Origin of the sequence: Streptomyces axinellae (assembly GCF_039532135.1) — a bacterium.
Classification (GTDB): Bacteria; Actinomycetota; Actinomycetes; order Streptomycetales; family Streptomycetaceae; genus Streptomyces; species Streptomyces axinellae.
On the sequence record NZ_BAAARJ010000002.1, the window covers coordinates 350,406 to 371,911 of the forward strand.

Annotated in this window: 15 protein-coding genes; 3 read left to right on the forward strand and 12 right to left on the reverse strand. The window is 72.8% G+C overall.

What is annotated here, in order from left to right:
• Window positions 1-40: 40 nt before the first annotated feature.
• Window positions 41-211, reverse strand: a complete 171-nt coding sequence (locus ABD339_RS03940) for a hypothetical protein (RefSeq protein WP_344562105.1) — start codon at window positions 209-211, stop codon at window positions 41-43.
• Window positions 212-648: 437 nt separating this feature from the next.
• On the opposite strand from ABD339_RS03940, the gene ABD339_RS03945 reads away from it, so the two are divergent.
• Window positions 649-1,782 carry a M48 family metallopeptidase gene (locus ABD339_RS03945; protein ID WP_344562107.1) on the forward strand — a complete coding sequence of 378 codons (1,134 nt, stop codon included), beginning with the start codon at window positions 649-651 and terminating at the stop codon, window positions 1,780-1,782.
• Here ABD339_RS03945 and ABD339_RS03950 read toward each other — a convergent pair.
• The 5 genes from ABD339_RS03950 to proB all read right to left on the reverse strand — a co-directional run bounded on the left by ABD339_RS03950 (window position 1,745) and on the right by proB (window position 7,418).
• Window positions 1,745-2,860 (reverse strand): SCO2583 family membrane protein, encoded by a 1,116-nt coding sequence (locus ABD339_RS03950; RefSeq protein ID WP_344562109.1) that lies wholly within the window; start codon window positions 2,858-2,860, stop codon window positions 1,745-1,747. The genes ABD339_RS03945 and ABD339_RS03950 overlap by 38 nt on opposite strands.
• A 198-nt stretch (window positions 2,861-3,058) precedes the next feature.
• Window positions 3,059-3,943, reverse strand: coding sequence for an SCO2584 family spore wall biosynthesis protein (locus ABD339_RS33695; RefSeq protein ID WP_425575874.1), 885 nt, complete (start codon window positions 3,941-3,943; stop codon window positions 3,059-3,061).
• A 50-nt stretch (window positions 3,944-3,993) separates the two neighbouring features.
• Entirely contained in the window at window positions 3,994-5,313 is a 1,320-nt protein-coding gene (locus tag ABD339_RS03960; protein ID WP_344562111.1) for a glutamate-5-semialdehyde dehydrogenase, read from the reverse strand.
• A gap of 171 nt (window positions 5,314-5,484) precedes the next feature.
• A complete protein-coding gene (locus ABD339_RS03965; protein WP_344562113.1) occupies window positions 5,485-5,937 on the reverse strand; it encodes a hypothetical protein in 453 nt (150 codons plus the stop codon).
• 374 nt (window positions 5,938-6,311) lie between these two features.
• Window positions 6,312-7,418 carry a glutamate 5-kinase gene (proB, locus tag ABD339_RS03970; RefSeq protein ID WP_344562355.1) on the reverse strand — a complete coding sequence of 369 codons (1,107 nt, stop codon included), beginning with the start codon at window positions 7,416-7,418 and terminating at the stop codon, window positions 6,312-6,314.
• Between the two features lie 402 nt (window positions 7,419-7,820).
• On the opposite strand from proB, the gene ABD339_RS03975 reads away from it, so the two are divergent.
• On the forward strand, window positions 7,821-9,905 hold the full coding sequence (locus ABD339_RS03975) for a hypothetical protein (RefSeq protein WP_344562115.1): 2,085 nt from the start codon (window positions 7,821-7,823) through the stop codon (window positions 9,903-9,905).
• Window positions 9,906-10,248: 343 nt separating this feature from the next.
• Window positions 10,249-11,505 (forward strand): phospholipase D-like domain-containing protein, encoded by a 1,257-nt coding sequence (locus tag ABD339_RS03980; protein ID WP_344562117.1) that lies wholly within the window; start codon window positions 10,249-10,251, stop codon window positions 11,503-11,505.
• Window positions 11,506-11,579: 74 nt separating this feature from the next.
• Here the strand turns inward: ABD339_RS03980 and obgE are convergent, their stop codons facing one another.
• From obgE to ABD339_RS04010, 6 genes are all read right to left on the reverse strand, one after another.
• The gene (obgE, locus tag ABD339_RS03985) at window positions 11,580-13,019 is read right to left on the reverse strand and encodes a GTPase ObgE (protein ID WP_344562118.1); all 1,440 of its coding nucleotides are present in this window, start codon (window positions 13,017-13,019) and stop codon (window positions 11,580-11,582) included.
• A gap of 165 nt (window positions 13,020-13,184) precedes the next feature.
• The gene (rpmA, locus tag ABD339_RS03990; protein ID WP_344562120.1) at window positions 13,185-13,442 is read right to left on the reverse strand and encodes a 50S ribosomal protein L27; all 258 of its coding nucleotides are present in this window, start codon (window positions 13,440-13,442) and stop codon (window positions 13,185-13,187) included.
• A gap of 13 nt (window positions 13,443-13,455) precedes the next feature.
• Entirely contained in the window at window positions 13,456-13,779 is a 324-nt protein-coding gene (rplU, locus tag ABD339_RS03995; protein WP_344562122.1) for a 50S ribosomal protein L21, read from the reverse strand.
• Between the two features lie 283 nt (window positions 13,780-14,062).
• A complete protein-coding gene (locus ABD339_RS04000) occupies window positions 14,063-18,745 on the reverse strand; it encodes an Rne/Rng family ribonuclease (RefSeq protein WP_425575875.1) in 4,683 nt (1,560 codons plus the stop codon).
• A gap of 420 nt (window positions 18,746-19,165) precedes the next feature.
• Window positions 19,166-20,002, reverse strand: coding sequence for a TIGR03936 family radical SAM-associated protein (locus ABD339_RS04005; protein ID WP_344562126.1), 837 nt, complete (start codon window positions 20,000-20,002; stop codon window positions 19,166-19,168).
• Window positions 20,003-20,201: 199 nt separating this feature from the next.
• Complete coding sequence (locus ABD339_RS04010) at window positions 20,202-21,422, reverse strand: hypothetical protein (protein ID WP_344562128.1); 1,221 nt, start codon at window positions 21,420-21,422, stop codon at window positions 20,202-20,204.
• Window positions 21,423-21,506: the final 84 nt, after the last annotated feature.

Here is a 21,506-nt window from a genome sequence, read left to right on the forward strand (position 1 = left end):
CCTCTGTCCGGATGCCAGACGGCGCGGCGGCGGGCGCCGCTCAGCGGTCCCTGTTGAAGCGGGTGGTGATCCACAGCAGCAGGAACAGCGCGACCAGGGCGCCGCCACCGGTGAGGTACGGGCTGAGGCTCTCGTGGCGGCTGCTCTCGCCGTGCTCGCCACCGGAGGCGAGGGTCAGCAGGGCATCGTGGGCAGTGCTGGGCAGAGTCATCGTCGGCCTATCCCGTGAGGTGCGGACAGTGGGCTGTGCGGGCACAAGGCTGTGCAGGCACATGGTAAGCGTGCGCGCTCGGGCGGCTCACGCCGACTCAGTTCCCGGCGCCCCCGGGCGCCCCGGCCGGCGCCCGCACGCCCGCCTCGGACGCCCGTCCGGCCCGCACCCGGGCCTCTGGGGCCCACGCCTGGTTTCTGATCCCGCACATGACGTCCGTGCCTGATTTCGCGCGTGCGACCGGCCTGGAACTGATCCCCTCCCGTGCCCGTTCGCTTCGCAGGAGGCCGGCTTCGGGAGGGTCCGAACGGTCCTGACGGGCCGGACGGCGGGCGTGCCCCGGCCCGGGACCGGATCTCGGCGGGACGCAACGGGAAGGACCTCCTCCGCGTCCCACCCTCTAGTGTGAACAGTCCAGTCGAGGAGGGGGAAACACCATGACAGACGGCACAGGCGGCACGGAGCGCCTGCCCGGCCGCGACAGGCGGCGCTTCCCGGGCATCTCATCCCGCGCGTACGAACACCCCGCCGACCGCTCGGCGCTCGTGGCGCTGCGCAAACTGAGCGGTTTCGACACGGTTTTCAAGGCACTGAGCGGGCTGTTGCCCGAGCGCAGTCTGCGACTGCTCTTCCTCTCCGACTCGGTACGGGTGAGCGACGCGCAGTTCGCCCACCTCAACGCGATGCTGAGGGACGCCTGTTACATCCTGGACCTGGAGAAGGTCCCGCCGATGTACGTCACCCAGGACCCGAAGCCCAACGCGATGTGCATCGGCCTGGACGAGCCGATCATCGTGGTCACCACCGGCCTGGTCGAGCTGCTCGACGAGGAGGAGATGCGGGCTGTCGTCGGTCACGAGGTCGGCCACGCGCTGTCCGGCCACGCGGTCTACCGCACGATCCTGCTCTTCCTCACCAACCTCGCCCTGAAGGTGGCGTGGATCCCGCTGGGGAACGTGGCGATCATGGCGATCGTGACGGCGCTGCGCGAGTGGTTCCGCAAGTCCGAGCTGTCCGCCGACCGCGCGGGCCTGCTGGTCGGCCAGGACCTCCAGGCGTCGATGCGGGGCCTGATGAAGCTCGCCGGCGGCAACCACCTGCACGAGATGAATGTCGACTCCTTTCTTGCCCAGGCCGAGGAGTACGAGTCGGGCGGCGATCTGCGCGACTCGGTGCTGAAGATCATGAACGTGCTGCCGCGCAGCCACCCCTTCACCACCGTGCGCGCCGCCGAGCTGAAGAAGTGGGAGGCCAGCCGCGACCACCAGCGGATAATGGACGGCCATTACGACAAGCGCGAGGACGACAAGGACACGTCCGTGCGCGACTCCTTCCGCCAGTCGGCCACCCACTACTCGGAGACGGTGAAGAACAGCAAGGACCCGCTCATGGGTCTCGTGCGGGACATCGCCGGCGGCGCGGGCGACCTGGGCGGCAAGCTGCGTGACACCTTCACCGGCCGCGGTGCCTCGGGCTCCGGCGGCCAGGGCGGCTCATCCGGCGGCGCCCATGGGTCCAACGGGGACAGCGGCCCTAATGGGAAGGGCGATCCGGGCTCGGCTGAGCGCTAGCCGCCAGCAGCCCGCACATCGAGGCGGTCGACCGGCCCCGGGCGTAGGGGTCGGTCCCCGCCAGCCCCGCGTCCTTGGCCCGCTGGCCGGCCAGCAGCGGCGACAGCGTGTCGGAGGGGTCGTCCGCGCAGTTCATGGGCCCGGCCCGCATCGAGCTCTGGCGCACGCTCAGCTGGTGATTGCGCAGGTCGTCGGCGTCGAAGTGGAACCGCATCTCGCGGCGCACGGAGAAGAGGGACGCGTTCCTCTTGGCGTCCTCGCCCTCACCCGCGTCCGCGGGGCGCACCGCGTAGACGAACACATGGTCGGCCACGACCTCCAGCGCGTTGGGGCCCGCCTCGTGGACGGCGAGGGTGCCGTTGACCCGCACCCGGGGGTCGGCCAGAGCCGTCCTGGCCGGATCGAAGCGCACCATCCAGGCCGTGCCGGCGTGCCGACCGTCGTTGCGGGGGCTGTCGAGACTGTGGTCGAACTGTTCCTGCTGGCGGGTGTTCAGCAGGAGCCGCACCCGCCGCACGCCCTCGCCCGTGAGTACGTTGGGGTCCAGCGAGCTTTCCACCACGTAGTCCTTGGCCGTGGTGAGCGCCGCCAGTACCTGGCTCTCGGAGAAGTGCTCGCTGCGCCGCACGGGTGGCAGCACCACCCCGTCCGCCCCGGCACGGAACTGCGCCGCCGGGCTGTGTTCGAACAGGTCGGCGGCGGTGGCGCCGGGGACCATGCCGCGGGGCGCGAGCGGCAGCATCTCGCTGCGCATCGGCTCGGAACCCAGCTTCGGAGGTGTCTGGTACGGGTTGCGTATCCCCATGTAGATCGCGGTGCCGAAAGCCAGCACGATCAGCAGCACCAGCACCAGGCCCTGGCGGGAGAAGCCCAGACCCGTGCGGCGGCCCAGGGCGGAGACGGGGCGGCTGCGCACGGCGGCGTGCTCCTCGTCGTCCAGGCGCTCTTGCGCGGAGAACTCCTGGAGCCGCGCAGCCTTGATGAACGACTCATCGAACACCAGGGATCGGTACTCGTCGTCGCCGCCTCCGGGAGCGCCCTCGGGCGTCCCGTCTGGAGGTTCCACTCGCCCGGACATAAGAACAGAGTAGGACCGGGCGGACGAAGGTAAACGGCGTGGTCCCGGACAACTTCCGGGAATCTTATGGGCCGGATCCCGACCCGCCCCCTGACCGGCCTCGCGGCCGGTTCCTCCGCCTGCCTGCCGCCCGCCCTGCGACCGCCCTCCGGCCGCTGCGTCCCGCCCTTCCGGCGGCACCGCTCAGCCCCTGCCCGCTCAGCCCTCGGGCGGCTCGGCGGAGGCGACGGGTGCCTCGGTGTCGGCGGACACCGACGGCAGCGCACCGGGCACGACTGACGGATCGACGCCGGTGGTGGCGGGCGGCGGGGTGGGCTCCTGGCGCTGGCCGGAAGCGCCCCGGTAGACCGCGGTGAAGGCGAGCGCGATCATGCCGATGCCCATCACCACGGCCAGCACCCAGGCGATGGGGCGCTGCCAGCTCCCGTGGCCCCGGTACGGGCGCAGGACACCGCCGTGCGCGCCGTAGGGCCCTCCGAAGCGCCCGGTGGCACTCTGCGCGCCGTAGGGGTATCCGAAGTCGGCTCCGTGTTCGTAGGCCGGGTCCAGCTCGGGCGGGAGTCCGCCGGAGGCCGCTGTGTGCGGCTCGCCGGGGGAGATGCCCGGCCGGGGGAAGAGCCCGGGGGCGGGGCCGGGGTAGAGGCCGGGAATGCCGGAACCGCCGGGAACGCCCGGGGCCCGGCGGGGACCGCCGGGGGCGTCCGCTTCGCCGGGGCGGTGGAAGTCGTCGTAGGCGATGTCCTCGGGGTAGTCGGCGTACCGGCCGTTGCCGGGGAAGTCCGCGTCGTAGTCCGAGCGGTCGAAGCGGCCCTTGTCGTCACCGTCGGGGTCGTCGTGGGTGAACTCGCCCTCGCCGCGCCCGTATCCGAAGCCTTCCTCCAGGATGCGGGGGATCTCGCTCTCGGCGTGCGACTGGGCCGCCGCGAGTATCCGCTCGGCCGCGGTGGGTTCGTGGACCTCGGCGGAGCGCACGAAGTCCTCGTCGAGCACCACGGAGGCGAACTCGTCGTCCGCTGGCCCGTGGTCGCGGCTGTCGGGCTCCTCGCCGTCCTGGAACGGCTGACCCCCCACGTCGTCCGGCACGCTGTCCAGCGTAGACCTATGCGGTCAATTTGGGCAGGGCGAGCGGGAATTCAATGCCTGATGTGGCCGTCCCCCGTGACCACGTATTTCGTGGACGTCAGCTCCGGCAGACCCATGGGTCCGCGCGCGTGGAGCTTCTGCGTGGAGATGCCGATCTCGGCGCCGAAACCGAACTGCGCGCCGTCCGTGAAGCGGGTCGAGGCGTTCACCATGACGGCCGCGGAGTCCACCAGCGCGGTGAAGCGGCGGGCCGCCGCGGTGTCGGCGGTGACGATGGCCTCGGTGTGCCCCGAGGACCAGGTGCGGATGTGCTCGACGGCGGCGTCGAGCGAGGGCACGACGGCCGCCGCGATGTCGTACGAGAGGTACTCGCTGCCCCAGTCCTCCTCGGTGGCCGGCACCACGGACCCGCCGCCCACGGCCTGCCAGACGGCGTCGCCGTGCACCGTGACCCCGGCCCGGGTGAGGGCTTCGAACGCGAGCGGGACGAAGGTCTCGGCGACCCCGGCGTGCACCAGCACGGTCTCGGCGGCGTTGCACACGCTGGGGCGCTGGGCCTTGGAGTTGACGACGATGGCGAGCGCGGTCTCCAGGTCGGCGTGCTCGTCCACATACACGTGGCAGTTGCCGGTGCCCGTCTCGATCACGGGGACGGTGGACTGTTCGACCACGGTCTTGATGAGAGAGGCGCCACCGCGCGGAATCAGCACGTCCACCAGGCCGCGCGCCCGCATCAGCTCCGTCACGCTCTCCCTGCTGAGGCCGGGCACCAGCTGGACGGCGTCAGCGGGGAGCCCGGCCGCGGCGACGGCGTCGCGGAGGACCTCGGTCAAGGCGGTGTTGGAGGCGTGCGCGGAGGACGAGCCGCGCAGCAGGACGGCGTTGCCGGACTTGAGGCACAGGGCCGCCGCGTCCACGGTCACGTTGGGCCGGGCCTCGTAGATGATCCCGACGACACCGAGGGGGACGCGGACCTGGCGCAGCTCCAGCCCGTTCGGCAGCGTCGAGCCGCGCAGCACCTGGCCGACCGGGTCGGGCAGTGCGACGACGTCGCGCACGTCGGAGGCGATGGCGGCGACCCGCTCGGGAGTGAGCGTGAGACGGTCCACGACGGAGTCGGGGGTGCCCTCCGCGCGGGCCTTGGCGACATCCTCGGCGTTGGCCGCGACGATCTCCCCGGCACGGGCGACGAGCGCGTCGGCGATGCCCAGCAGCGCCGCGTCCCGCACGGTGCGGGGAGCCGGGGCGAGCGCTGCGGCGGCGGTCCTCGCACGGCGTGCCGTGGCGGTGACGGGAGTGTCCGGCGCCTGCTCCCGGCGGGCGGCGGCGGACGGCTCCCGGGCCGGGGCGTGGCTGTGTGATGCGCTCATGCCGCGCATCGTAACCGCGCCGGAGGGCACGGCGCGGTCCGGTCCCACGGGGAGCGCCGGGACCGTCCCGTCTCCGTGCGCCTCCCCGTACGACGGGGACCGCTCAGAGCGCGGGACCGCTCAGAGCGAGGGGCCGCTCAGTGACACGGGACCTTCGGAAAACGGACCGGCTCAGAACGGGTGTACGCCCACCGGGGTCGCGGGCGGTGGCCCGTAGCCCTCGGCGACGCGCTGGTGATAGGTCGCGCGGCCGATCACCTCAAGGCCCACGATCTCCCAGGGCGGCAGCTTGGCCGAGGCGCGGTGCTCGCCCCACAGCCGCAGGGCGACGGCGGCGGCGTCGTGCAGGTCGCGCGCCTCCTCCCAATAGCGGATCTCCGCATGGTCGTTGGCGTACCGGCTGGTCAAGAGGAAAGGGTGGTCGTGCGCGAGCTGTTCGAGAGCGCGTCGCACGTCGGCGAGCGGGGCCTCGTCCCCCGCGACGCTGAGCGTGATGTGCCAGAGCCTGGACTCGGGCCTGTCTTCGAGCCCGTCCCCGGGCTGCGGGGAGGGCGCGTCGCACTGTTGGGAAAGCGTCTCGGGCTGAGGAGAAGACGCCATATCGACGCTGGCCAGTCGTCTCACCGGTGGCCTCCTGGAGTGGTGCTGGTGTGCTGCTGCTTCCGCCGTGCCGGACACTCGTGCACGTGCTTCCACGAACCGGTCCCTGAGTCAAAGTTGACCAGCCCTCGTCCACTCGCGTGGCGGTTTTCCGGAAGGTGTCCATGGAAAGGCCGGTCTTTTTCCGGTTCCGCCCACCTCTGACACGCCGCTCGACCCACCTCTGGCACACCGCTGACACACCGCGAAATCCCGGCACAGCCGGATCCCGCCGAGCCGCCCAGCCCGCCACGGCGCCGCAGGTGTCACAGACATCACAGGTGTCATAGGTGACGCAGGTGACACAGGCGCCCGGTGCTGTCACATACGTCACACCGGACAGCACCCGACATCACCGGTCACTGCTGTAGCAGCACCAGGTCGTCCCGGTGCACGACCTCGCGCTCGTAGGCGGGGCCCAGCTCCCTGGCCAGCTCGTGTGTGGAGCGGCCGAGCAGGCGGGGCAGCTCCTTGGCGTCGAAGTTGACCAGCCCCCGGGCCACGGCGCGGCCCCGCGTATCGCGCAGCTCGACCGGGTCACCCGCCGCGAAATCGCCCTCCACCCCGGCGACACCGGCCGGGAGCAGCGAGGTGCGCCGCTCGACCACGGCGCGCACCGCTCCGTCGTCCAGGGTCAGCGCGCCCACGGGGGCCGAGGCATGGGCCAGCCACAGCAGCCGCCCGGCCGCGCGCCGCCCCGTCGGGTGGAAGTAGGTGCCGGTGGAGCGGCCGGCCAGCGCGTCGGCGGCGTGCACCGCCGAGGTGAGCACCACGGGCACGCCCGCCCCCGCCGCGATGCGGGCCGCCTCCACCTTGGTGACCATGCCGCCGGTGCCGACGCCCGCGCTGCCCGCGCTGCCGATGTCGATGCCGGCCAGCTCGGCGGGGTCGCGCACCTCGGCGATCTTGCTGGTGCCGGGGGTGGCGGGGTTGCCGTCGTAGAGGCCGTCCACGTCGGAGAGGAGCACGAGCAGGTCGGCGCGGACGAGGTGGGCGACGAGGGCGGCGAGCCGGTCGTTGTCGCCGAAGCGGATCTCGTCGGTGGCCACCGTGTCGTTCTCGTTGACGACGGGCACGGCACCCATGCTCAGCAGCTGGTCCAGGGTGCGGTAGGCGTTGCGGTAGTGCGCGCGGCGGCTGGTGTCGTCGGAGGTGAGCAGCACCTGCCCGACGCGCCGGCCGTAGCGCGCGAAGGACGCGGTGTAGCGGGCGACCAGCAGCCCCTGGCCGACGCTGGCGGCGGCCTGCTGGCGGGCCAGGTCACGGGGCCGCCCGGCCAGCCCCAGCGGGGCCAGACCCGCGGCGATGGCGCCGGAGGAGACGAGCACGACCTCGCGGCCCGCGGCGTCGGCGTGCCGGGCCAGTACGTCCACGAGGGCGTCCACCCGGTCCGCGTCCAGCCCGCCGGCCGCCGTGGTGAGCGAGGAGGAGCCGACCTTCACCACGATCCGCCGGGCCCGCACCACGGCTCCCCGCCCGCCGCCGTCGCCGCCCTCGGGCCCGGGCCTGTCCTCCGCAGCAGCCGTCTCGCCGGTGTCCCCTGTCACGCCCGTACGTACCCCTCGTGCCCGTGCCCGTCGCCGCCGCGGCGCGCCCGGGTGCGGCTGTGTGCCGCCGTTCTCCGACCCCGCCACGGTCTCGGTCTTTCCGGTGCGCAATCTACGGCAGCCCTGGTTCCGCCGCTCATCCGTTTCGCGCAATGGACGGGTGAGGATGCTTACCTTTGCCCCCGTAAGCGCGTATCCCGGCCCGTCGAAGATTGTCACTTGACCGCCGCCCGTCATACGGTCAGTGGTCTACTCAGGCCCCGCCACAGGCCATCCCTTGTACGCAAGCAACCTTCGATCTCCATGCCAGGAGCCCAGCCCGTGCCCTCTGCCGGACTCTCCACCCGACGCGCCGTACAGCTCACGGCGCTCCTCGCGCTGGCGGTGTTCTACACCGCACAGCTCGCGGGTGCGCTGCTGCCGAACGTGCCTGTCTTCGTCACCGCCTCCCTCGCGGGACTCGCCCTCGACCTGTACCTGACGCACCAGCAGCCGGGGCTGCTCGCGCTGCTCGGCAAGGTCAGATTCGACGTCACCACGCGGCAGCTGCTGCGCGACATGCTGATCGTCATCGGCCTCGTGCGCATCCCCGACGTCCCCCCGGACATCGAACGCCCGCTCACCTTGCTGCTGCTCATCTCCTACGCGGCGCACTTCCTGTGCCAGGCCGTGGCCCAGCTGGTGCGGCGCGCCCGCACCCTGCCGGTCGTCACCCGCAACATCGACGCCTCCGCGCTCGGCCTGTCCGCCGCCCCGCCCCGGCTGCTGGCCCGCCAGCCCAGCCGCAGACTGCTGCGCTTCTCGGTGCCGGGCACCGTCGGGCTCGTGCTGAGCGCCGGGACGTCGGTCCAGGAGTGGGGGCTGATCGGCGTCAGCTGCACCTTCCTCCTCTCCTTCGGCAGCGCGATCTACCTGGGCACCTGGCTGCTGCCGAAGAAGCGGCCCGCGAGCGAGCGCGAGGCGCTGGCCTGGCTGGACGCCTGGCTGGCCGAATACCGCCCCACCGTGGGCATGTACTTCTCCGGCGGCACCACCTCCGCCTACCAGGCGAACATGTGGCTCTCCACCCTCGCCGAGCTGGACGGCAAGCCGCTGATCGTGCTGCGCGAGCGGTTCATGGTGCAGAAGATCGACGCCACCGATGTGCCGATCATCTGCATCCCCAAGGTCGCCCACCTCATGCACCTGGAGCACTCCACGCTCAAGGTGCTCCTGCACCCGGCGAACTCGGGCAAGACCTCGCAGGTGCTGCGCATCCCCACGATCAAGCACACCTTCACCAACCACGGCGAGAGCGACAAGCTCTCCTCCTGCAACCCCTACGCCAAGGCGTACGACCAGGTGTGGGTCGCCGGAGAGGCCGCGCGCGAGCGCTACCAGCTCGCCGAGGTCGGGGTGGACGACCGCGACGTGGTCGAGGTCGGCCGCCCGCAGCTCACCCCGATCCAGCCGTACGCGGGGGCCCCCGAGGGCGCCTTCACCACCGTGCTGTACGCGCCCACCTGGGAGGGCTGGGACGGCAACCCGGGCAACACCTCCGTGGTGCTGGCCGGCGAGAACATCGTCCGGGAGCTGCTGGCCGACCCCGGGGTGCGACTGCTGTACAAGCCGCACCCGATGACCGGCTCCGTCGATCCCCGCGCGGGCGAAGCGGACCAGCGCATTCGAGCCATGATCGTGGAAGCGAACGGGGCACGCGGCGGCGAGCGGCGCGGTCCGGAGACCGCCGCCGAGCTGGAGCGCCGGACGGCCGAGCTGGACCGGATCACCACCACCGCCTTCCGCGCCAGCGCGGACGAACTGGAGCGGATGAAGGTGCAGGGCACCCCCGAGCCCGGGCGGGCGGCGCGGGTGCAGGTGGCGACCGAGGCGTGGGAGGAGGCGTTCTGGGCGTCCTTCCCCGAGTGGGAGCACCAGATCGTCACCGGCCCGCGTCCGGCCATCTTCACCTGCTTCAACCAGGCCGACCTGCTCATCTCGGATGTCTCCTCGGTCGTCTCGGACTACCTCACCAGCGAGAAGCCCTACGCCGTGGCCAACACCAGCGGCCTGGAGGAGGAGGAGTTCCGGCGTACCTTCCCGACGGTGCGGGCCGGTACGGTTCTCACCCCCGACGCCGAGCAGGTCCCCGGCCTGCTGGAGTCGGTGCGCCACCCGGAGAAGGACACGCTGGCGCAGGCCCGCAAGGAACTGAAGATCCACCTGCTGGGCCCCTCCGACCCGCCCTCGCTCGCCCGTTTCAACGCCGCGGCGCTGGAACTGGCGGCCGAGGCCGAGGCCCGCAACGTCCGGGTGGCGCGGCGTACGGCCGAGATCCCGGGCCAGCGGGAGGCGGACGACGCGGCGGAGGAGGCCGAGATGGAGGCTTCGGCCCCCACCGACCCCGAGGACGCGGTCACCACATAGGGCATACGGGACTGTCACGGCTCCCCTCTTCCGCGGTCCCTCTTTTCCCGTTTTTCCGTTTCGCGTTTCGCGTTTCGCGTTTTCGCGCCGTCCCCCGGCACACCGGCCGACACGCCGACCGTCACGGGGGCCGGGGGCGGCGCGCGCGGCACAACCCGGCGCACGGGAGCACAAGGGGGTGTGGGGCCCCGGGAGGCAATCGCCTCCTGGGGCCCTTCCGTATGCATGCGACCCACCCGCCCCACCCGCCCCAGGGTGTCCGGCAGGCGTTCTATGACGGAAGCTCTCCCGTCCCTACGCTCACAGGCGAGTCGGTTCGCACCGCCTGTCTGGAGGAACGCCCGTGAGATCCGCCGCCACACCGCTCGCCCTGCTTCTCACCGCAGGGCTCCATCTGGGAGCCGCGCCGCCCGTGTCGGCCGCGTCGGCCGCCCCGTTGAAGACGGGCCCCGTCTTCAACTCCCCGAACGGCACGGCGGCCCAGCAGCGCGCCATCCGCGACGACATCCTCGCCCGCATCAAGGCCGCGGCGCCGCGCTCGACCATCAAGGCCGCCGTCTACCACTTCTGGGACGCGGAGGTGGCGCGCGCGCTCGTCTCCGCGCACACCGGCTCCCGCAAGGTCAACGTCCAGATCCTGCTCGACGAGTCCAGCCGCAGCTCCATGCCCTCCAGCACGTCCTACGCCATCTTGCGCGACGCGCTGGGCACCGACCGCAAGGCGGGCTCTTTCGTCGGACTCTGCCCCAAAGGACGCTCCTGCCTGGGCAATCCGAAGGCCGGCACCTCGATCGCGCACAACAAGTACTGGCTGTTCTCCCACTCCGGCGGTTTACGGAACGTGGTGGTCCAGACGTCCTCGAACCTCTCGACGGGCAGCTACACCAAGTTCTGGAACGACGCGCTGGTCGTGTCCCAGACGGGCACCTACAAGGCATACAGCGGCTACTTCACGAAGGCCGCCGGTATGAAGTGGCAGAGCTGGCGCTATTCGCGCACCACCGCCTCCCCCTACACCAGCTACTTCTTCCCCCGCCCCGGCAGCGGCAACGGGACGGACACCGTCTACGGCATCCTGGACAACGTCACCTGCCGGTGGTCGGACAGCTCCGGCAGCCACCGCACCAGCGTCAGGCTGGCGATGTTCAAGCTCACCCGCCAGGGCATCGCGGAGAAGCTCGTCGCGCTCCAGAAGAAGGGCTGCGCGGTGGACATCGTCTACGCCGAGACCGACAGCGAGGACAGCGGCGGCTCCCCCGGCACCTGGGAAACCCTGCACAAGAAGGGCGGCCCCGCCGTCCGCTGCCTGCACTACGACGACGACAACGACCCCGCCACCTCCCAGGAGGTCATCCACTCCAAGACCCTGATGATCTCCGGGCGTTACGCGGGCGCTGTCAACAAGGTGGTGTGGACCGGCAGTCACAACTATTCGGGGCCGGCCCTGCGCAAGAACGACGAGACCCTGCTGAAGGCCGACAACTCGGCCCTCCACGACACCTATCTGTCCCGCTTCCGCACGGTGAAGTCCGCCGCCGTGCCCGGGACGGACGACAACACCCCCCGCTGCAAGGGCGTCACACCCCAGCCCGAGCACTGAGCCGGCCGAAAGCCTCACGCGAACCGGAAAGCCTCGCTCGAAAGAGTGCGTCCCTCACTGGAAAGGGCCCGTCCTCACTCGAAGGGGTCGAAGTCCTCGTACTCGCCCAGCGCCTCGTCGCGCTCCGCCTGGTGGTCGCGGCGGCGCTGGGCGGCAGGACGCGGCAGGTCCATGCGGTGGTCCTCGCCCCGGCGGCCGAGCATCTCCGCGCCGGTGACCATGGTGGGCTCCCAGTCGAAGACGACGGCGTTCTCCTCGTCGCCGATGGCGACGCCGTCGCCCTCGCGGGCGCCCGCCTTGAGCAGCTCCTCCTCGACACCGAGGCGGGCCAGCCGGTCGGCGAGGTAGCCGACGGCCTCGTCGTTGTTGAAGTCGGTCTGCCGCACCCAGCGCTCGGGCTTCTCACCGCGCACCCGGAAGAGGCCGTCCTCCATGCGGGTGACCGTGAAACCGGCGTCGTCCACGGCCTTGGGCCGGATCACCACACGGGTCGATTCCTGCGCGGGCCGCGCAGCCCGCGCCTCCTCAACCAGCTTGCCCAGCGCGTACGACAGGTCTTTGAGGCCCTGGCGGGAGACGGCCGAGACCTCGAAGACGGGCAGGCCGCGCTCTTCGAGGTCGGGCCGGATGATGTCGGCGAGGTCCTTGCCCTCGGGGATGTCGGTCTTGTTGAGCACGACGAGCCGCGGCCGGTCCTCCAGGCCGCCGTAGCGCGCCAGCTCGGCCTCGATGACGTCCAGGTCGGAGACGGGATCGCGCTCTGTCTCCAGCGTGGCGCAGTCCAGCACGTGCACCAGCACGGAACAGCGCTCCACGTGCCGCAGGAACTCCAGCCCCAGCCCCCGGCCCTCGCTGGCGCCCGGGATGAGGCCGGGCACGTCCGCCATCGTGAAGACCGTCGAGCCCGCGGTGACGACGCCGAGGTTGGGCACCAGCGTGGTGAAGGGGTAGTCGGCGATCTTCGGCTTGGCCGCCGAGAGCACCGAGATCAGCGAGGACTTGCCCGCGCTGGGGTAGCCGACGAGCGCCACGTCCGCGACGGTCTTCAGCTCCAGCACGACATCCCGCGCCTGCCCCGGCTCGCCCAGCAGCGCGAAGCCGGGCGCCTTGCGCCGGGCGGAGGCCAGCGCGGCGTTGCCGAGTCCGCCACGGCCGCCCTGGCCCGCGACGAAGGTCGTGCCCGCGCCGACCATGTCGGCCAGCACCTCGCCGTTCCGGTCCAGGACGACGGTGCCGTCGGGCACCGGCAGGACCAGGTCCTTGCCCTCCTGGCCGGAGCGGTGGCCACCCTCTCCTGGCCTGCCGTTGGTCGCCTTGCGCCGGGGGGCGTGGTGGTAGTCGAGCAGCGTCGTCACATCGGGATCGACGACGAAGAGGACATCTCCGCCGCGCCCGCCGTTGCCGCCGTCGGGCCCGCCCAGCGGCTTGAACTTCTCCCGGTGCACGGAGGCGCAGCCGTGGCCACCGTTACCCGCGCCGACATGCAGTTCGACGCGGTCCACGAAGGTGGTCATGAGGGTGCCTCCCGGCGTGCTCGGTGAAGGGTGGAGCGGGATGAAGCGGGGTGGTGCCTGTGTTTCGAAGTTCAACGCACCAAGGGCGGACCCGCTTCCCGTACGTACGCCGTACGGGAAGCGGAGGTCCGCCCTCGGAGTGGTGCTTGTTCCGTGCCGAGCTGATTACTCAGCGGCCGGAACGATGTTCACGACCTTGCGGCCACGGCGGGTGCCGAACTGCACCGCACCGGCGTCCAGCGCGAACAGCGTGTCGTCGCCGCCACGGCCGACGCCCGCACCCGGGTGGAAGTGGGTGCCACGCTGGCGGACCAGGATCTCGCCCGCGCTGACGACCTGACCGCCGAAGCGCTTCACGCCGAGGTACTGCGCGTTGGAGTCGCGACCGTTCCGAGTGGACGATGCGCCCTTTTTGTGTGCCATCTCTCCTCAGTCCTTACTTCTTGGCCGGGGCGGGGATGTCGGTGACCTTCAGCGCGGTGTGGAGCTGGCGGTGGCCGATGCGCTTCTTGTACCCGGTCTTGTTCTTGTACTTCTGGATCCGGATCTTGTCGCCCTTGTGGTGATCCACCACCTCGGCCTGGACCTTGACACCCGCCAGGACCCAGGGGTCGCTGGTGACCGAGTCACCATCGACGACGAGCAGGGTGGAGAGCTCGACGCTGTCGCCGACCTTGCTCTCGGAAATGCGGTCAACCTCGATGACGTCGCCAACAGCAACCTTCTGCTGGCGTCCGCCGGTGCGCACGATCGCGTACACGCGGAACTCTCTCTCACTCGATTCGGAGCCCCTGATGCCAGCCGCCCGGCCGCACACGAGGGTGCGGAGCTGATCCGGAGGGATTGAGCGGCCTCTCCCGGCGGACCGGGAGGGAGTTGCTCAAGGGCGGACGCGCCTGTGACGACACGCCGACGGTCAAGGGTACCCCATCCCCCCGGAGCGCTCTGCTGCCAGGGCGGACGGTGGACAGCAGCCGAAAGACAGCGGGAGGGCGCGAGCCGTGTGCCCTCGCCCTCCCCTGCCGGCCGGTCTTCCCCGCCGGTCAGTCCTCGGAAGCGGCGGCCGAGACGGAGGGGGCGCCCTCCTGCTCGGCGGCGGCCGTCTTCTTCGACGCCGACTTCGACGCAGCCGCCTTGGAGGCCCCCGCCTTCTTGGCGGTGGTCTTCTTGGCAGCCGCCTTCTTCGTGGCGGCCTTCTTCGCCGCGGGCTTCTCCGCCGTCTTCTCGGCGGCCTTCTCCGCGGTCTTCTTGGCCGCCGACTTCTTGGCGGTCGTCTTCTTGGCCGCCGCCTTCTTCGCGGTGGCCTTCTTCGCCGTCGCCTTGGCCGCCTTCTTCGCCGGAGCCCCGGCCTCTGGCGGCGCTTCGGTGCCTTCGCCCGCTGCGGACTCCTCGCCGGTGGCCCCGGCGGGGGGCCCGGCCGGAGCGGTGGCCTTGCGAGTCGCGCGCCGGCGCGGCTTGGCGACGGGCCCGGCTTCCGGCTCTGACCCGGGGGCCGCCGCGGCGGTGGGCTCCTCCGCAGGAGCCGGAGCCGAAGCCGAAGCCGGAGTCTCCTCCGCTGTGACGACCGTCACGGCGGCGGCGTCCTCACCCGTGGTGGGCGAACCGGCCGGAGCGGTGGCCTTCCGGGTGGCCCGGCGCCGGGGCCTGGCCTCCTCGGCGGGCGCCTTGGCAGGCTCCTGGCCGGGCCGCGCCGCAGCCTCGGCCCCCTCAGCACCTTCCGCACCCGACGGAGCGCCCTGGGCCTCGGCGCTCACCGGTTCGGCAGTCGGCTCCGGTGCCGTGCGCTCCGGTGCGCTGGGCTCGACGATCTGGGCCGTTTCTTCCCCGGACGGCTTCGGGGACCCGGCGGGCGCGCTGGCCTTCCGGCTGCCCCGGCGGCGTCCGCGACCGCGTCCCGAGGCGGCGGCCTCCGCTTCGGCCGCGCTGCTGAACAGGTCCTCGTCCGGCACGAACTCGACCGGCGCCACCACATCAGCGGCCACGGCCGACTCGTCGGCGGGCTCCACCGCGACGGCGGCGGGCGCCGTCGCGGGCGAGGGCTCGGCCTCCGGCTCGGTACGCGCGGGCTCGGGCTGTGTCTGCTGGGCGCCGCCCTTGCCCTTCTTCTTGTTCTTCTTGCCGCTGCCACCGGCCGCGGAGGGCTGTTCCATGTGGACGATCACGCCGCGCCCGTTGCAGTGCACGCAGGGCTCGGAGAAGGACTCCAGCAGCCCCTGCCCGACCCGCTTGCGGGTCATCTGCACCAGGCCCAGCGAGGTGACCTCTGCCACCTGGTGCTTCGTACGGTCGCGGCCCAGGCACTCCAGCAGGCGGCGCAGCACCAGGTCGCGGTTGGACTCCAGGACCATGTCGATGAAGTCGATGACGATGATGCCGCCGAGGTCGCGCAGCCGCAACTGGCGCACGATCTCCTCGGCCGCCTCCAGGTTGTTCCTGGTGACCGTCTCCTCCAGGTTCCCGCCCTGGCCGGTGAACTTGCCGGTGTTGACATCGACGACGATCATCGCCTCGGTCCTGTCGATCACCAGCGAACCACCGCTGGGCAGCCACACCTTGCGGTCCAGCGCCTTCATCAGCTGCTCGTCGATGCGGTACGTCGCGAAGACATCGACGTCCGAGGTCCACTTCTGGAGCCGGTCGGTGAGGTCGGGCGCGACGTGCGCGACGTAGCCCCGGATGGTGTCCCAGGCGCCGTCGCCGCTGACGATGACCTTGGAGAAGTCCTCGTTGAAGATGTCGCGCACGACGCGGACGGTCATGTCCGGCTCGCCGTACAGCAGCGTGGGCGCGCTGCCGCCCTTCTCGGACTTCTTCTGGATGTCCTCCCACTGCGCCTGGAGGCGCTCCACGTCGCGGCGCAGCTCGTCCTCGCTGGCGCCCTCGGCGGCCGTGCGGACGATCACCCCGGCGTTCTCGGGGACGACCTTCTTGAGGATCTGCTTGAGGCGCGAGCGCTCGGTGTCCGGGAGCTTGCGGCTGATGCCCGTCATCGAGCCCTCGGGCACGTAGACGAGGTAGCGCCCCGGCAGGGAGACCTGGCTGGTCAGCCGCGCGCCCTTGTGCCCGATCGGGTCCTTGGTGACCTGGACGAGCACCGACTGGCCCGACTTGAGCGCGGTCTCGATGCGGCGCGGCCCGTTGGCCATGCCCAGCGCCTCGAAATTGACCTCGCCCGCGTACAGCACCGCGTTGCGGCCCTTGCCGATATCGACGAAGGCGGCCTCCATCGACGGCAGGACGTTCTGCACCTTGCCCAGGTAGACATTGCCGACGTACGACGTCGCCTGCTCCTTGTTGACGAAGTGCTCGACCAGCACGTCGTCCTCAAGGATGCCGATCTGCGTGCGCTCGCCGCTCTGGCGGACGATCATCTCCCGCTTGACGGCCTCGCGACGGGCCAGGAACTCGGCCTCGGTGATGATCGGCACCCGGCGGCGGCCCTGCTCACGGCCCTCACGCCGGCGCTGCTTCTTGGCCTCCAGCCGGGTGGAGCCCTTGATGGCCTGCACCTCGTCGCTGGAGGTGGACTCGGTGTCCTTCTTCTTGCGGGGCTCGCGGACCTTGACGACCGTGCGCTCGGGGTCGTCGCCGCCCGAGCCCTCGGCCGCGGGCTGCCCGTCAGCGTCACCGGAGCGGCGACGGCGCCTGCGGCGGCGGCGCGAGCTGCTGCTGGAGCCGCCGCCGGACGCGCCGTGCTCGTCCTCGTCCCCGCCGTCGGCCTCGGGGCCCTCCTCGGCGTCGGCGGCACCGGCGGATTCAGCGGAGGCAGCGGATTCCGCCGCCTCGTCGCGGTCGCGGCGCTCCTGGCGGGCGGGACGCTCGGAGCGGTCCTGGCCCTCGTCGCCGTCCTCGGCGGGGGAGCCGTGGGGGCCCTGCTCCTCGGACTCGCCGTTCTCGGCGCTCTCGCCCCGGCGGCGGCGACGGCCGCCCCGGCGGCGGCGGCGCGCGGGACGGTCACCGGACTGGGCGCCCTCGTGTTCCTCGCCCTCGCGGTCGTCGTCCTGGCCCTCGTCGTCACGGCTCTCGTCGCGGGCAGCGCCCTCGCCGGAGGAGCTGTCGGAGGCGGCGGCCCGGGGGCGGGAGTCGGACGCGGTCTCGCGCCTGCGGCGACGACGGCGGGAGGCGCCGCCACTCTCGCCCTCGGCGCCCTCGAAGCCGCCCGCGCTCTCCGCACCCCGCGCGGCGTCCGTGGCGGCCTTGTCGTCCTGCTCGCTCTGTTCGACCTGCTCGTCGTCGTCCGTACCGGCGGCCCGGCGCTCCGCCTCGGCGGCAGCGGCGGCAGCGGCGCTCTGCGGGGTCTGGAAGGCGGGCTCGGTGAAGACCGGAGCCTGGAACATCGCCATCGGCGGCGCGCTGCGCTTGCGGCGGCGACCGGTGGCCGCCTCCTCGCCGGGCGCTTCGGCCTGGGCGGCGCCCTCGGCGGTCTTCCCGCTCGCGGCAGCGGCCTGCGGCGCACCCTTCGCTGCGGTACCAGCGGTCCCGGCCTCGGCGGCCCCGGCGCCCTTGCGGGTGCTGCGGCGGCGCGTACGGGAGGCGGGTGCCTCCGAGGGAGCGGCCTGGTCGGACTGCTCGGCCTGGTCGACGCGGGCGGGCGTTTCGGCGGCGGTCTCCTCGACGGGAGCCGAGGCCGCGCGGGAGGCTCGGCGGCGGGCACGGCCACCGGAGGCGGCGCTTCCGGTGGCGGCGGTGCCTTCGTCCGCGCGGTCGGCCGTCCCCGAGGCCCCTGCCTGGGCCGTCTCAGATGTCTCGGCAGCCTCGGCTGTCTCAACTGCCTCGGACGTCTCAGATGCCTCAACCACTTCCGGCTGGGACGCGCCCCGGCGGCGGGAACGGGCCTGCGCCGCGGGCTTCTCGCCACTCTCAGCGGCCTCGGACGTCTCAGCAGCCTCAGCCGCCCCGACGGTCTCCGCCGTCTCTGCCACCTCGGGTGCCGAAACGGAACGGGTCGCCCGGCGCCGGGTGCGCGCCTTGGGAGCGGCTTCGCCCTCCTGGGCCTCGCCGGTCCCGGCGGCGGGCTCCTCGGCGGCGGCCGTCCGACGGCGCGAGCGGGTGGCGCGCCCCGGAGCGGAGGTCTCCCCCGCGTCCGCGTCCCCGCCCGCGGCCTCGGCGGCGTCCGCGGTGTCGGCCGGGGCGGCGGTGTCATCCGTCGCGGCGGCGGCCGTCCGACGTGTGGAGCGGCGGCGCGCGCGGGCGGGAGGCGCGGTTGCCTCGGCCTCTGCGGTTCCGGCCGCGCCATCGGTACCGGCGTCGCTCTCCGCACCGGACGACGGCTGCGCGCCCTCGCCCTCCTGTGCCTCCGGAGCGGAGACGGCGCGGGTGGCGCGGCGGCGCGTACGGGCGGGAGGCGCGGTCACCGTGCCGGCGTCACCGGTCCCGGGGCCGCCATCGGCCCCATTGGTCCCGGCCTCCCCAGCGGATTCCGCGTCCTGATGAGTGGACTCCGGGGCCGGGGAGGTCTCCGTGACCTGGGCGGCGGCGGGCTCCGCCGGAGGCGGGGAACCGGCCGGGGCCGTCGCCTTGCGGGTGGCGCGGCGGCGGGTGCGGGCGGCGGGTGCGGGGGCCACCTCGGCGGGCGCCCCGTCCTCGGCGTCCTCGCCGTCCTCGGCGCCGTCAACCGGCTGCGTGCCCGTGCCGGAGGGCTGAGCGCTGTGGTCGCTCGCGCCGGGTGCCCCGGCATCCCGTACGGAGAGCGCCCCGGCGTCGGCCGCGTCGGCGTCGGGCGCCACCGGCGGTCCTGCCGGGCGGCTGGCCGCGCGGCGCCTGCGGCGGGGCGGCAGGGTGTCGCTGGGCGTGCTGCCTGCGGACCCTGGGGCTTGCACGGATCCCGTGCTCTGCGCGGACCCCGTGGAAGTGGGGTCTCCTGCGGCGGCCTCGGGCTCGTGGGATTCAGTTGGTTCGAGCATGCGGGCGGTTCTCCCGTCACGCTCCCGGGCGCCGCGCTCGTTGGATCCGGGGCGATCCGCCTGGGGCGGAACGCTGTCCGGGGCGCGGGCGCCGCGCGGGAGCTGTTGTCTCACTCGCCGGTTCCGGACCCTTCCGGGCCGGCTACGGCGAAAGTCTGGTGGTCTGTGCGCTCGCCTGCCGTACAGCGGCCCGGGTGGCTCCCTGGCGTGCGACAGCGGCGGTGCTTCGTTCGGCGGCGGTCCCTACGCGGTGCCGCCCCGAGCCGTCGCGACGCTGGGAAGATCTCCCGGTCCCGTGGGTCCGGGGAACGCGTCGCGGTCAGGCGCGAACGGGTCGGTCACCGTGCCTGTCTCCTCATCGAGCGGCCCCTGCGCCAGCCTGGTCACCCCTGGGGGGACCGGCGGCGCCAGGTCGGCCGTAGCGCGGAGACCGGACAGGACGTCGTCGGGTCGTACGGCAGGTGTCAGGTGTCGTACTACCAGCCGCAGTATCGCACAGGCGGGGGCGGCGGACCTATCGGCCCCGGCCGCCGGGCCCTCGTCGCCGGGCGGCACAGCGGACGGCCCGGGAAGCGGTTCGGCGGGTGGCGCCGCCGCGGTGAGCGAGAGGACGGCGGCGCGCGCGTCGAAGGTGCGGATGCCCTTCTTGGTCTGCCGCTGCACCTCGACGGACTCGGCCGCCAGGAACGCATCGGCGGCGCGGCGGGCCTCCTCGGGGGTCACCCCGTCGAGCCGCAGTTCCCACGCGGACGCCTGGAGGCGGTCGCTGAAGTCGGAGCCGTGCGCCTCTACGGCATCGACGATGTCGAGCCCGGTGGGCATGGAGGCGTCGAGCAGCGTGCGCAGCTCGTCGGGGTCGCGGTGCCGGGCGAGGGCGATCTCCAGATATTCGGCCTCACTGGCCGTGCCGGTGGGCGCCGCGTTGGCGTACGAGACGCGCGGGTGCGGGGTGAAGCCGGCGGAGTACGCCATGGGCACCTCGGCCCGGCGCAGTGCTCTTTCAAAGGCGCGCTGGAAGTCTCGGTGGCTGGTGAACCGAAGGCGGCCTCGCTTCGTGTAGCGCAGACGGACGCGCTGCACGACGGGTGCGGGCGGCGGGCCTTCGGGCTGTCGCTTGCCCAGTGGTTCTCTCCTCGGTGCCGGGCGGCACGCGGGGCGGCCACCCTTCGCTGACAGGACGTGTACGAAGACGGAAGTCCGCACGGGCGGCCCGGCTCCGCGCCCTCGGGGGCGGGCGGCGGCCCGGCACGCTGTGTGTTTGTGCGGATGATCCTTCTGCCTAGGGTACGCGGCGGCCCTCCGGCAGCCTCTCCCGCTCCTGGGCGCGGGGCGCTCCCCCGGCCTCCGGCCGGGGGGATCCCCAGAGGGCACGCCGTATCTCTGCCCGCGTGGCGCGAAGCGATGCCCGCGCGGACGAGAGTGCCGAGCGCACGGAGCGCCCCGCCGCCCGCAGGCCCCCGGCGAAAGGGCGCCAGATGCGGTCACGCAGGGCACGTCCGGCAGGGGCCACCATCTGCTGCCACACCCATACGAAGGGGGAGACCAGCAGGGCCCGCAGCACCCGGCCGAGAAAGCGCAGCACCCGCCCGAGGAGTCCGAAGAGCGAGCGGGACACACGGCCCGCCGCCCGCCAGGCGGCCACCACCGCGTCGGCGGCCTCGCGCGCGAGCACGGCCACTCCCCGCCCCAGTGGCGCGAGCACCCAGCGGTACAGCGCGAGCGCCGGTACGACCAGCAGGCAGCGGCCCAGCCAGGCGAGGGCGGCCCCGGTCCCGCACAGGACGGCCCGCACCGCGCGGCCGAGCGGTATCAGCACCCAGCGGTGGACCCATGCCGACGGCGCGAGGAGGAGATACCGCCACAGCAGGCGCAGCCCCCTCGCGAGCCCCCGCCCCAAGGGGGCCAGAAGCCGGGCGCGGACCCAGCTCAGCGGGGTCATCAGCAGGACGCGGCCGAGCAGCGCCAGCGCGGCGGCCAGTCCCCGCCCGGCCGGGGCCAGCACATGGCGCCACAGCGCGGCCCACGGCCATACGAACAGCGCCTTGCCCACCCACAGGAGGGCCCTGCCCGTCCGAAGGAGGAGCTTGCCCGCCCCGGTGAGCACCGCGCCGAGGCCCCGCCCGAGGGGTACGAGCACGCTCCGCCAGAGCAGGCCGAGCGGCGCGGCCACCAGTGTCCGGCCGGCCCAGCCGAGGCCCCGGCCGAGCCACACCAGCGGCACGACCACCAGGACCCGGCCCAGCAGGCCCAGCCCCCGGCCCAACGGCGCGAGGGCGGTCCGCCGCAGCGCCCGGCCGGCGATCACCAGCCCGTCCCACACCATGCGGACGGGCAGGACCACCACGAACATCACCAGGCGGACGGGCAGCCGGATCGCGGCCGTCAGACAGCCCTCCCCCGCCGCGGCCTGCCCGCTCCGCTTCTCGCCGGTGAATCCGGCAGGCGGCCCCCCGGTGTGCGTGCTCCTCTTCGCGCCATGACGTGGCTGGTATGCGGTCACGGCTGGTGGGACGCCGCGGCCGACGCTCCCGGTTCGGGCCGGGGCATGGAGATCCCGTAACAGGAAGGGGAGGAGGAGAGCCCC